Annotated in this window: 9 protein-coding genes; 6 read left to right on the forward strand and 3 right to left on the reverse strand. The window is 46.8% G+C overall.

The annotated features are described in order from the left end of the window. The 4 genes from ACFQ2O_RS15400 to rlmB all read left to right on the forward strand — a co-directional run. A partial coding sequence (locus tag ACFQ2O_RS15400) for a T9SS type A sorting domain-containing protein (protein ID WP_377529489.1) occupies nt 1-588 on the forward strand: 588 nt, incomplete at its 5' end. 124 nt (nt 589-712) lie between these two features. After that, nucleotides 713-3,667: a glycosyltransferase family 117 protein gene (locus ACFQ2O_RS15405; RefSeq protein ID WP_377529492.1), complete on the forward strand. Its 2,955-nt coding sequence runs from the start codon at nt 713-715 to the stop codon at nt 3,665-3,667. A gap of 95 nt (nt 3,668-3,762) precedes the next feature. Continuing rightward, nucleotides 3,763-4,998: a GWxTD domain-containing protein gene (locus ACFQ2O_RS15410; RefSeq protein ID WP_377529494.1), complete on the forward strand. Its 1,236-nt coding sequence runs from the start codon at nt 3,763-3,765 to the stop codon at nt 4,996-4,998. Beyond that, nucleotides 4,971-5,816 carry a 23S rRNA (guanosine(2251)-2'-O)-methyltransferase RlmB gene (gene rlmB, locus ACFQ2O_RS15415; protein WP_377529497.1) on the forward strand — a complete coding sequence of 282 codons (846 nt, stop codon included), beginning with the start codon at nt 4,971-4,973 and terminating at the stop codon, nt 5,814-5,816. The genes ACFQ2O_RS15410 and rlmB overlap by 28 nt, the downstream gene beginning before the upstream one ends. Before the next feature lie 108 nt (nt 5,817-5,924). Here the strand turns inward: rlmB and ACFQ2O_RS15420 are convergent, their stop codons facing one another. Beyond that, the gene (locus tag ACFQ2O_RS15420; protein WP_377529500.1) at nt 5,925-7,001 is read right to left on the reverse strand and encodes a mannose-1-phosphate guanylyltransferase; all 1,077 of its coding nucleotides are present in this window, start codon (nt 6,999-7,001) and stop codon (nt 5,925-5,927) included. Nucleotides 7,002-7,003: 2 nt separating this feature from the next. Continuing rightward, nucleotides 7,004-7,975: a KpsF/GutQ family sugar-phosphate isomerase gene (locus ACFQ2O_RS15425; RefSeq protein ID WP_377529503.1), complete on the reverse strand. Its 972-nt coding sequence runs from the start codon at nt 7,973-7,975 to the stop codon at nt 7,004-7,006. Between the two features lie 68 nt (nt 7,976-8,043). Between ACFQ2O_RS15425 and recQ the strand changes: the two genes are divergently transcribed. Continuing rightward, nucleotides 8,044-10,224, forward strand: a complete 2,181-nt coding sequence (gene recQ / locus ACFQ2O_RS15430; RefSeq protein WP_377529506.1) for a DNA helicase RecQ — start codon at nt 8,044-8,046, stop codon at nt 10,222-10,224. A gap of 179 nt (nt 10,225-10,403) precedes the next feature. Further along, nucleotides 10,404-11,693 (forward strand): phosphoribosylamine--glycine ligase, encoded by a 1,290-nt coding sequence (purD, locus tag ACFQ2O_RS15435; protein ID WP_377529508.1) that lies wholly within the window; start codon nt 10,404-10,406, stop codon nt 11,691-11,693. A 73-nt stretch (nt 11,694-11,766) separates the two neighbouring features. Here purD and ACFQ2O_RS15440 read toward each other — a convergent pair whose 3' ends face one another. Then, a complete protein-coding gene (locus tag ACFQ2O_RS15440; RefSeq protein ID WP_377529511.1) occupies nt 11,767-12,180 on the reverse strand; it encodes a BrxA/BrxB family bacilliredoxin in 414 nt (137 codons plus the stop codon). Nucleotides 12,181-12,326 lie beyond the last annotated feature (146 nt).

Consider the following 12,326-nt stretch of genomic DNA (forward strand, 5'->3'; position numbering starts at 1 on the left):
AGAAGATTTACTAGATTAATATTGGTTACAACCCTTTTGAGCTCGCACTTATTGAGCTTTGCCGGGATACACGATGCAGTAGGGGTAAACCCTGCCTACAAAGGAGGCAATACGCTTTGGAAGTTAATGCCTGATAAAGTTACGCAACTTACTTTATCGGCAAATAACGCCAGACCTAAGTTTGTTGAAAAGGAAAACGATCATACCTGCTCTAAGATTTATGCTTCTGCAGTAAGTCAGGTTTTCCATGTGGTAGAAGTGAAGCCAAGCAAAAGTATGTATGCTAACATAACGCTTGCCGCATTTGCACCGGGCAACGAGGTGAAGTCAAGCTTGCCTTCTATCAATGCATATCCCAACCCATCCAGAGGCTTAACTAGCCTGGCGCTTAACTTGCCTGGAAACGACAGCTATAAGATTCGTATTTCTAATACCATTGGTAAGGTCCTGGCAGTGCAGGAAGTTGCACCAGCTGAAAAAGCCAAAATTGATTTAGACCTGACCAGCCTGCCATCTGGCATCTACTTTTATAGTCTGCTTGTGAACGGGAAGACTGTAGAAACGAAAAGGCTCGTGTTGCAGAAATAAAAACTCCTGAAATGAGTTAAGTATTAAAAGCCGGCCCTTTGGTCGGCTTTTTCATTATAAACTTCTAAAAATAGCCAGCCGCTTTACATTATTTATTATTTTCGGGGCTGAATCAATAAATGCTATGACGGATTATCGGAAGATAAACAACATCGTGGGCTGGATCGTGTTTGCTATCGCGACAGCTGTGTATGTGCTAACCCTGGAGCCGACCGCGAGCTTCTGGGACGCAGGTGAATTCATCGCTTGTTCCTATAAACTCCTGGTGCCGCATCCTCCGGGGGCTCCATTCTATTTGCTGATGGGCCGGCTCTTTTCCATGTTTGCAAGCGATGTAACACAGGTGGCCTGGTGGGTAAACCTGCTCTCAGCGCTTTGCAGCTCTTTTACAGTACTCTTCCTTTTTTGGACCATCACCATACTTGCAAGCAGACTGCTGGTGCGAGAAGGTGCGGCACCTAGCAAAGGCAACCTGATGCTGATCATGGGAAGTGGAGTTGTGGGTGCACTGGCTTATACTTTCTCTGACTCAGCCTGGTTTTCAGCAGTGGAGGCAGAAGTATACGCCATGTCGTCTTTCTTTACCGCCATCGTTTTCTGGGCTATACTTCGCTGGGAGGCTAAAGTAGGAGAAGCACATTCTGATAAATGGCTTATTTTAATAGCCTATCTGGTAGGCTTATCTATTGGGGCGCACTTACTGAACCTGGTAACCATTCCTGCGCTGGCGTTCATCTATTACTTTAGGCTTTACAAACCATCTTTCTGGGGTGGTGTAGTTGCTTTTGCTATTAGTGCTGTTATAGTGGTAGCCATACTTTGGGGTGTTATCCCGGGCTTGCCTTCTATTGCAGGTGGTTTTGAGGTGTTCTTTGTTAACTCTCTTGGCTTGCCGTTCAGCTCTGGTATAATCGTATTCCTGATTCTTCTGATAGGGGTGATTATTTTTGGTGTGCGCTATTCCATTAAGCACAACAACCGCATACTGAACACGGCACTGCTTAGCTTAGTTTTTGTGCTGATAGGCTACTCGTCTTACTTGATGATCCCTATACGGTCGTCCTACAACCCAACCATTGATGAGAACGATCCGGATGATATCCTGACGTTTGTGTCTTACCTGAAGCGTGAGCAGTATGGTGACCGTCCTTTGTTGTTTGGGCCGCAGTACAATGCGCAGCCTACCGGACAGGAAGAAGGTGCTCCGCGCTATATCAAAGGTCCGAATAACTACATCAACACAGGCAATAAGGTAGAGCCTGTGTATGATTCTAAAGATAAAGTTCTTTTGCCGCGCATCTACAGTGATGCACCGGGCCATATCGAAGCCTACAAGAAATGGGTAGACTTGCGTGAAGGACAAGCGCCAACATTTGGGCAGAACTTAAGCTACTTGTTAAACTACCAGTTGGGCCACATGTACTGGCGTTACTTCCTGTGGAACTTTGCCGGCCGCGAAAGCGATGTGCAAAATGCAGGAGTGCTTTGGTTTGGCAGTGAGAACATTAATGTACCAGCTCGCGTGCTGGAGAGTGAGGCCCGAAACTGCTTTTACCTGCTGCCACTGTTAGTAGGTATACTTGGTTTAATCTACCAAGTGCGCAAGCACGAGCGCGATGCCTTTGTCATAGGCCTGCTCTTCTTCTTTACCGGTATAGCCATTGCGCTGTATCTGAACCAGCCGCCGGTAGAGCCACGTGAGCGCGACTATACTTTTGCAGGATCTTTCTATGCCTTTAGCATTTGGATCGGGCTGGGTGTAATGGGCCTGGCTGATTTACTGGGAAAGGTGTTGAAGAACTCCACGAGCCGTGCGGCGGTAGCTACTGTGCTATGCTTAGCTGTGCCTGGTATAATGGCTGCCGAAGGATGGGACGATCATGACCGATCTGACCGCTACCAGTCTGTAGACTCTGCCAAAAACCTGCTGGACTCCTGTGCGCCAAACGCAATATTGTTTACCAATGGCGATAACGATACATTTCCGCTGTGGTATGTGCAGGAAGTGGAGGGGTATAGAACTGATGTGCGCGTGTCGGTATTAAGTTACCTGAACACCGATTGGTACATCGACCAGATGAAGCGCCAGTCTTATTTATCAGAACCATGGCCGTTATCGCTGGAAAACGAGAACTACCGCCAAGGCACAAACGACTTCCTGCCTTACGTAGAGGCACCGCAAGTAGCATCCGGCATTAACCTGGACCAGTATATCAGCCTGATCAAGCAAAACCATCCGGCACTGCAGGTGCAGTATGGACAGGGCACCACGCTGCTTACCATGCCTACCCGCAACTTCTTCCTCAACATTGATAAGGAGAAGATCAAGAAGATGGGCTTTGTGGCTGATGAGTATGAAGACCAGATAGCAGACCGTATGCAGTGGACGATCACCAAATCATTGCTTGAGAAGAAGCACTTGGTGATCCTTGACTTACTGGCTACGAACAACTGGGAACGCCCGATTTACTTCTCTACTACTGTAAACAGTGCCGATTTTATTGGTCTGTCAGGTTATTTCCAGTTAGAAGGTCTTGCTTATCGTATTGTGCCGGTTAAGAGCGCCGCTGGGCAAGAAGGAGGTATTGTAAACAAAGAAGTAATGTATGAGAACATGATGAAGAAGTTCATGTTCCGTAATTTCGATAACCCTGATATTTTCTACGACGACAACTATTACCGCTTCTCTGCAAACGCGCGTGATAAATTCGCCACACTGGCTGCTGCCTATTTAGAGGACGGTAACACCGCAAAAGCGAAAGAGGTAGTAGAATACTGCTTTAAAGTGCTGCCACTCGAGACAGTGCCATATGATTACTATACACCACAGTTCATTCCGATCTATGCAGCGCTTGGCGAGACCGAGAAAGCAAAAGAAATGCTGGAGCTGATGGCACAGGGATCGCAGGAGGCGCTGGACTATTACTTTGCAAAAGGAGCCCTGTTTGACCAGGAGATACAGGTGAACATGGTGGTGCTGCAACAGCTGATTGGTACTGCTGAGGAGCTGGGTATGCAGGAGCGTGCATCGCAGTTGCAACAACAGTTTATGCAGTATTTGCAGCGTATGCGCCGCTAAACAAAATAGTCTCATTATCAGTACAAAAGGCCGGGTCGTTTTATTCGATCCGGCCTTTCTTTTATACTTGAAACTGTACTTATAGCTGCATTAAAATGAAGTACTTACACTTGCTGTCTATCCTGTCTCTGGTGTTTATCTATAGCTGCGGTGGCCCCAGCAATACAAGTTTGGGACCCGTACAGCTAAAACAGGAAATACCGGAAATAACGATGGAGCATGCCTATTACAGTAGCAACGACACGTTGCACCTCCTGATAAAGTTTGAGGATGTGCAGCAAGTGCTTGACTTGCTGCAGTCTGCTACATCTTATGAGTATGCTGTACGAACCGGGACTGCCAATAACAGTGCTATCATACTAGAGGATTCAGTTAATCTACCTGATAGAAAAATAACAGATGTAGAAGGGCAACTGCATGTGCAGGTGGTATTGCCTTCCTCGGTAGTGCAAGGGCCTAATGTGTTGCATATACAAGTATGGCAGGTGCTGACGGGGCAGGAGCGGGTAGGCATGAAATTTAAACTACCCCTTACCACCGCTATGCTCCGAAAAGACTACCTGCTGGTTCACGCCAGATCAGGCAAGCCTGTTTTCAAAGACTATGTTACCACTTCTGATCAATTGGTTTTGCGCAAGTATGGATCCTCAAACGATTCGTTGCGGGTAGAGCAGTATGAGCTGGATTTTATGCCTGCTGCACCGCCCATGAGTACACGTAAACCTGTGGTGCCTCGTACCATATCAGCTGCTTCCGTCTTTAATGCTGGCACACGTGATACCATCAAGCTGGCAAAGGAAGGGCTTTATACCTTTGGGGCAGGTTCTGAGACTGCTAAAAGCATGCTGGTGATGCCCCACAACTATCCGCAGGTTACGATGGCCGATGAACTGGTGCCGCCGCTTATCTACCTCACTACCTCACGGGAGCGCGAAGCATTGCTTAAATCACCCGACGTAAAAGCTGCCGTAGATAATTTTTGGCTGGAAGTAGGTGAGGGCAATTCTACACAGGCACGCGAACTTATCCGTACATATTACAATCGGGTGGAAATGGCAAATAAACTATTTACAGCGCATAAAGCAGGTTGGGCAACAGACAGAGGTATGATTTACCTGGTGTACGGAAGGCCAAGCAGCATCAGCCAGGTGGGGCCTAACATTACCTGGATTTACCGAGAGTCGATGACATCGCCTTACATCAAGTTCGTTTTTACCAAAAAAGAAAATAACTTTACTGAAAATTATTATGAGCTGGTACGGCGCCGCGAGTATGAGGATAGTTGGTACAGCTCTGTAGCAAAATGGAGAGCAGGAAAGACAAATTTGTAGGTAACCGCTATAGCAGTGGTCCCCGAACACCAAAAGAAGATAAAACCGAGATGATTTTCGGCTCGCGCCCTATATTGGAGGCATTCTCAGCCGGAAAAGAACTGGAGAAGATATTCCTGCTGCGTGGCTCCCGTAACCCAACTACGGACGAGATCATGATGCAGGCAAAGCGATTCGAAGTGCCTGTAGTAATGGTGCCGGCAGAAAAGCTGGACAGGCTCACACGCAAGAACCATCAGGGAGCAGTAGCCTTTATTTCACCTATCTCTTATCAGCCGTTCTCTGAGATCGTAACTGGTTTGTTTGAGCAAGGCAAAAACCCGCTGGTACTTATACTCGATCGCATCACGGACGTGCGCAACTTCGGTTCCATAGCCCGTAATGCCGAATGTATGGGTGTAGATGCCATTGTGATTCCGAGCCGAGGTGGCGCGCAGATAAACGCAGATGCCATGAAAACATCTGCCGGGGCGCTTAACCTTGTGCCGGTGTGCCGTGAGCCAAACCTAAAGGACACGCTGGACTATCTGAAGGAATATGGCTTTCAGTTAGTGGCCTGTACCGAGAAAACAGAACATCAGTTGAACAACTTCACCGTGGATATGGTGGGCCCTACAGCTATTATTATGGGTAGCGAGGAAGACGGCATATCACCTGAGTACCTGAAGCGCGCCGACGTTAAACTGCGCATTCCGCTGATGGGCCAGATCGGCTCGCTGAATGTATCAGTGGCTACGGGTATTATACTTTACGAGGCTATGCGCCAGCGCCTGCAGGATGGCGGCTATGCAAGCTTAGGCAGTTTAGAGCCAAGATAAGTTTGTAAAATAGGCGAAGAACTACAAAGCCGAAGGACCAAAGAAGAAAGAATGTATCTTTTTCTTCTTTGGTCCTTCGGCTTTTATCCTTTATCAGGTCATTAGAAGTTAAATGTACTCGATGCCTTTCTTGGATTTGGCATCGGCCATGAATTCCTTCACCTTCTGCTCTTCGGTTTTCTTACAGATCATGAGTACGTTGTCATACTCCGCCACAATGTAGTCCTCCAGCCCCTGCACCACTACCAGGTGTTTCTTTGGCGTTTTGATGATACAGTCTTTGGTATCATAGAGCATTACCTCACCATCAACCACATTGCCGCTGTCGTCTTTGTCGTTGATAGTGTAAAGCGAGTTCCAGGTACCCAGGTCAGACCAGCCGATATCAGCCAACAGCACATACACATTATCCACTTTCTCCATAATGCCATAGTCAATAGACACATTGCGGCATTGGGAATAAGCTTTTGTGATAAAGTTTTGCTCTTCAGCCGTGTTCATAAAGCTGATGCCTTCATCAAAGATTTCAGAAATTTCAGAGAGGTGCTGTTGAAAAGCCTTCAGGATGCTTTGCACGCTCCAGATAAAGATGCCGGAGTTCCAGACAAAGTCCCCGCTGTCCAGGAACATCTTGGCCAGGTCAAGATCAGGTTTTTCGGTAAAGGTCTTAACCTTCTTTATTTTAGTTGATTCTTCGTCGATATATTGAATATAGCCATAGCCTGTGTCAGGGCGGCTAGGGGTAATGCCTAAGGTTATGAGAATGTCGTCCTGCGCGGCAGCGGCAACAGCCTCGTTGATCACATCTGTGAAAACGCTCTGCTTCAGCACCACGTGGTCTGATGGCGTTACAACTAGTTTGGCATTCGGGTTGAGCTGTGCAATTTTGTAGGATGCATAGGCGATGCACGGCGCTGTGTTACGGCCAACAGGCTCCAGCAGAATCTGGTTATCCGTCAGGTGAGGTAATTGCTCCTTTACCAGCGCCTCATAATCCTTGTTGGTTACTACGAAAACGTTTTCCGGTGGGCAAATGTCTGCAAAGCGGTTAGCCGTCATCTGCAGCATGCTTTCGCCGATGCCCAGCACATCGTGGAATTGTTTTGGGTAGTTAGTACGGCTGAATGGCCAGAAGCGGCTTCCGATGCCGCCTGCCATTATAACTACGTAAGTGTTGTTATCCATAATTATACAAGTCCTTCTTTGAGTAAGTCGTGGAGGTGTACGAAGCCTTTAAATTTACCTGATTTAGCTACAATGAGTTGAGTTATACTTTTGTCTTGCATGATAGCCATTGCCTCGGCGGCATAGGTGTCAGGCTCAACGGTAAGCGGAGACGGGGTCATGATATCGACGGCAGTAATGCGATCAATGCTATCATACTTATTAAGCATGCGGCGTAAGTCACCGTCTGTGATAATCCCTGTCAAGTTCCCCGAGTTTTGTTCTACTACAGCAGTGGCTCCTAAGCGTTTTGAAGAGATTTCAATAATAACCTCTTTCACTGTAGCGTTCTCCTTTACGCTAGGAGCCTCATTTTGGGTGTAAATATCTTCAACTTTTAAATATAGTCTTTTTCCTAATGAACCGCCAGGGTGCAGGCTTGCAAAATCAGCGGTGCTAAAACCCCTGGCCTCCAGTAAGCTAACAGCCAGAGCATCGCCAAGGGCGAGCGCGGCGGTAGTGCTGGTGGTGGGGGCTAAATTATGCGGGCAAGCCTCGCGCTCTACGTATGCGTTAAGTATAAAATCTGCACTTTGCGCCAGGTAAGAATCTATGCTCGAAACCATAGCAGCGAGTTTAGACCCCTTGCGTTTTAGCAATGGTACAAGTACCTTTATCTCAGGTGTGTTACCTGATTTGGATATGCAGATGACGAAGTCCTCTGCCTGTATCATACCCAGGTCTCCGTGAATGGCATCTGCTGCGTGCATAAACAAGGCGGGTGTACCGGTAGAGTTTAGTGTTGCCACTATTTTCTGAGCAATGTTGGCGCTTTTACCAATACCCGTAACTACCACGCGGCCCCTGATCTGCAAAATGGCTTGGACGCAACTTTCAAAACCTTCGTCGATAAAATCGGCTAGTCTGGCGATTGCTTCGGCTTCGGCCTCCAAGACTTTTTTTGCGGTAAGGACTATATTATTAGGGAGATTCAAGTTAAATTTGTGTTAGTGCGCCCCCATCGGAGTGCGTTGCAACTAGATTAAATTTTTTGCAAGATTACATGTCAGTAAAACAAGAGGTAAATCTCAAGAACAAATTAAAAGAAGTTTTTGGGTATAATCAATTCAGAGGAAATCAGGAGTTAATAATAAACAACATTATTAACGGCCGTAATACCTTTGTGATTATGCCCACAGGCGCGGGCAAGTCGTTGTGTTACCAACTACCTGCTCTTTCTTTGCCAGGCACAGCCATCGTTATTTCGCCGCTGATTGCTTTGATGAAAAATCAGGTAGACCAGCTGAATGCCTTTGGCGTGAATGCGCACTTCCTTAACTCTACGCTTTCTAAGGCTGAAACGAACAGAGTTAAAAAAGAGACGCTCGCCGGTGAGGTTAAGCTTTTGTACGTGGCCCCGGAGTCGCTTACTAAAGAGGAAACCATCGAGTTTATGCGAGCCTCTAATATCTCTTTTGTGGCCATTGATGAGGCGCACTGTATTTCTGAGTGGGGGCATGACTTCCGCCCGGAGTACCGCCGTATCCGTGGCATTATTGACCAAATAGGTAATCTGCCCATCATTGCGCTTACAGCTACTGCTACACCAAAAGTGCAGCTCGATATTCAGCGTAACCTGCAAATGGATGAAGCTTCGGTGTTTAAATCATCGTTTAACCGCACTAACTTATACTACGAGGTCCGGCCTAAGCACAACACCAAAAAGCAGCTGATCCAGTATGTGAAGAAGCACAAGGGGAAAAGCGGTATTGTGTATTGCCTGAGTCGTAAAAAGGTAGAAGAGATTGCCGAGTTGCTGCGGGTAAACGACATTAAGGCGCGCCCTTACCATGCTGGTCTAGAACCTGCGGTGCGTATGGCCAACCAGGATGCATTTCTAAATGAAGATGCAGACGTAATTGTGGCTACCATTGCCTTTGGTATGGGTATAGATAAGCCAGATGTACGCTTTGTTATTCATTACGACACACCTAAATCGATAGAAGGCTATTACCAGGAAACTGGCCGTGCCGGACGCGATGGTATGGAAGGCAACTGTGTGATGTTCTACAGCTACGATGATATTGTAAAGCTGGAGAAATTCAACAAAGACAAACCGGTAACAGAACGCGACAATTCGAAGTTGCTGCTACAGGAAATGGCTGCCTATGCCGACTCTGCCGTTTGCCGCCGTAAGCAACTGCTGCATTATTTCGGCGAGACGTATGAAAAAGACTGCGGCTTCTGCGACAACTGCCTGCACCCGAAAGAGCGGTTTGAGGCAGAGCAGGAAGTACAGCTGGCTTTGAAGGCAGTGCAGCAAACTGGCCAGCGCTTTAGTATAGAACATATCACGGCTGTGCTTACCGGTTTGCGTAACCAGTATGTAACCAGCTACGATCATGATAAATTAGAGGTATTTGCCGCCGGCAAAGAGCACGATGCCCAATTCTGGAGCTCCGTATTGCGTCAGGTGCTGTTGTCGGAGTTCCTATACAAGGATATAGATAACTTTGGTGTAGTAAAGCTAACTCCAAAGGGGGAAGACTATATACTGAAGTCGTTCCCTATACAGCTTACAAAAGATCATAATTACGATCAGGAAGTGAAAGAGGACGAGGAGAAGATAGAGGCACAGGCATCTGCGGGGCATGATGAGGTGCTATTTGATATGCTGAAGAACCTGCGTAAGAAGCTGGCCAAAGAAAAAGACCTGCCGCCTTACGTGCTGTTCCAGGACCCATCGCTGAAAGAAATGGCGACAGTGTATCCTACCACCAAAGACGAACTGGCCAATATTGGCGGTGTAGGCATGGGTAAGGTCCATAAATTTGGGAAGCCCTTCCTCGATATGGTGAGCAAGTATGTAGAAGAGAACGATATTGTAACAGCTTCGGACGTGGTGGTGAAAACCACTGTGAACAAGTCGAAGATCAAGATCTACATCATTCAACAGATAGACAAGAAAGTAGACCTGGAAGAAATAGCTGCATCGAAAGATCTGACCATGCCGGAGCTGATAGAGGAGATAGAGCATATCTGCTACTCCGGAACCAAGCTAAATTTGAACTACTACATCAACAATGTATTGGATGATGAGCGCCAGGAAGAGATATACGACTACTTTATGCATGCCAACACGGATAATATTGCTGTGGCCTTAAAAGAACTGGGTACCGATGATTATACCGAAGAGGACCTGCGCCTGATGCGTATCAAGTTCTTGTCGGAGTATGCTAACTAGTAAGGTAAGTATAAAATGAAAAGCGGCTGGGGAATATCCAGCCGCTTTTCATTTTCCTTTTAAAAATAGCAGAGCAAGAATATTAGCTGTGGATTTGTGCTGTGCAGGCAAGTATAAATTTTTAAATTCGCAGCTGCGACCGTTACGCAATCAACCCAACAACCGAATAACCCAACCATATGAACGTACTTGTTATAGGCTCTGGAGCCCGTGAACATGCCATTGCCTGGAAGCTCAGCCAGAGTGAGTTCTGCGAGAAAGTATTTGTAGCACCCGGTAACGCTGGCACAGCCGCCTTTGGCACCGCCGCAGCTGTTGACGTGCACGACTTTGATGAGCTAGGAAAGTTTGCCGCCGATTTTGATATCATGATGATGATAGTAGGTCAGGAAAACGCGCTTGTAGAAGGCATACATGACTACTTTGCCAACTCTGACTTTCTGAAGCATATCCTGGTAGTAGGACCCAAGAAGGCGGGAGCCATGCTGGAGGGCAGCAAAGACTTCTGCAAAGCTTTTCTACAGAAGTACGACATCCCTACTGCCCGTTACCAGACGTTTACAGAAGTTAATTTCAAAGAGGCTGTTGAGTACCTCAGGAACCATACTTACCCAGTTGTTATCAAAGCAGACGGTTTAGCTGCGGGAAAAGGGGTGATTATAGCCCAGGATTATGAAGAAGCCTTTGATGCGTTGGAAGGTATGCTGCGCAAAAAACGCTTCGGCAATGCGAGCAGTAAGGTGGTGATAGAGGAGTATCTGCAGGGCATTGAGGTGTCTGTGTTTATACTTACGGATGGCAAGGAATATGTGCTGCTGCCAGAGGCGAAAGATTATAAGCGTATCGGTGAAGGCGATTCAGGCTTAAATACAGGCGGTATGGGCGCTATTTCGCCAGTTCCGTTTGTGGATGATGCATTCATGCAGAAAGTGAAGGAGCGTGTAATTGAGCCAACGCTAAAGGGCATGCAGCAGGAGCAGATGGACTATACAGGCTTCCTGTTTATAGGCTTGATGAGTGTGAATGGTAACCCCTATGTGATAGAGTATAACGTCCGTCTTGGAGACCCAGAGACAGAGGCTATACTGCCGCGTGTGAAATCAGACCTGTTTATGCTGTTTAAAGCATTGCACGAGCATAAGCTGGGAGAATTCAAGTTAGAGGTAGATCCTCGCACGGCTACAACGGTTATACTTGCCTCAGGCGGATATCCGGAAGGGTATGAGAAAGGGAAGGAGATTACCGGACTTGAAAACGTGCCTGAAGATGTACTGGTGTTTCACGCAGGTACCAAGCAGGTTCACGATAAGTTATTAAACAATGGCGGCCGTGTGTTTGCTGTAACAGCATTAGGAGATACTATGGAGCAGGCGTTGGAAAAAGCTAATGCAGCTGCAGAGGCTATTACCTGGCAAGACCGTTACTATCGCCGTGACATTGGCTTTGACCTTCGGAAACTACATGTATAACAACAGGTAGGTGATAAACAGAAAGGGCCGGCAGATAATTCTGCCGGCCCTTTCTGTTTATACTTTAGTATAGCTAGCAATGTGCATCAAAAGCACCTTGTAAATTATCTACAATACGGTGTAGCTCATTGCCTTCTATGTGGTAACGCTCAATCATGTGCACCAGCTCACCATTTTTAAACAGCGCGATAGACGGTGACGACGGCGGGTAAGGTAACATAAACTCGCGAGCCTTAGCCACAGCATCCTGTTCCATTCCAGCGAACACTGTAACTAACTTTGAAGGCTTCTTGTCAGAAGCAGAAACAGCCATTTTAAGAGCTGGGCGAGCTTTAGAGGCAGCACAGCCGCAAACAGAATTAATAGCTACTAGCACAGTGCCTTCAGACTTCAGGGCCTGATCTACTTCTTCAGCACTCATTAATTGCTCAAAACCAGCTGAGGTAAGATCCTCACGGATAGGGGCAACCATATATTCAGGATACATTGACATAGTTATTGGTTATTGTGTTTTGATTTAACAGTTAATCAACAGCAAAGTTACTAAATACGTGCCATAAAATATACTTTCTTCACAAGCCCTGTTCAAACCACTATCGGGCAGTAGTAGTACTATAATATTAATATATTTTA

This window comes from Pontibacter rugosus (genome assembly GCF_042678745.1).
Lineage (GTDB): Bacteria > Bacteroidota > Bacteroidia > Cytophagales > Hymenobacteraceae > Pontibacter > Pontibacter rugosus.

Bases quoted from the DNA above. Each gene is read 5' to 3' on its own strand.
- ACFQ2O_RS15405 (WP_377529492.1), top strand. From the start codon at position 713: ATGACGGATTATCGGAAGATAAACAACATCGTGGGCTGGATCGTGTTT.
- ACFQ2O_RS15410 (WP_377529494.1), top strand. From the start codon at position 3,763: ATGAAGTACTTACACTTGCTGTCTATCCTGTCTCTGGTGTTTATCTAT.
- rlmB (WP_377529497.1), top strand. From the start codon at position 4,971: ATGGAGAGCAGGAAAGACAAATTTGTAGGTAACCGCTATAGCAGTGGT.
- ACFQ2O_RS15420 (WP_377529500.1), bottom strand. From the start codon at position 7,001: ATGGATAACAACACTTACGTAGTTATAATGGCAGGCGGCATCGGAAGC.
- recQ (WP_377529506.1), top strand. From the start codon at position 8,044: ATGTCAGTAAAACAAGAGGTAAATCTCAAGAACAAATTAAAAGAAGTT.
- purD (WP_377529508.1), top strand. From the start codon at position 10,404: ATGAACGTACTTGTTATAGGCTCTGGAGCCCGTGAACATGCCATTGCC.
- ACFQ2O_RS15440 (WP_377529511.1), bottom strand. From the start codon at position 12,180: ATGTATCCTGAATATATGGTTGCCCCTATCCGTGAGGATCTTACCTCA.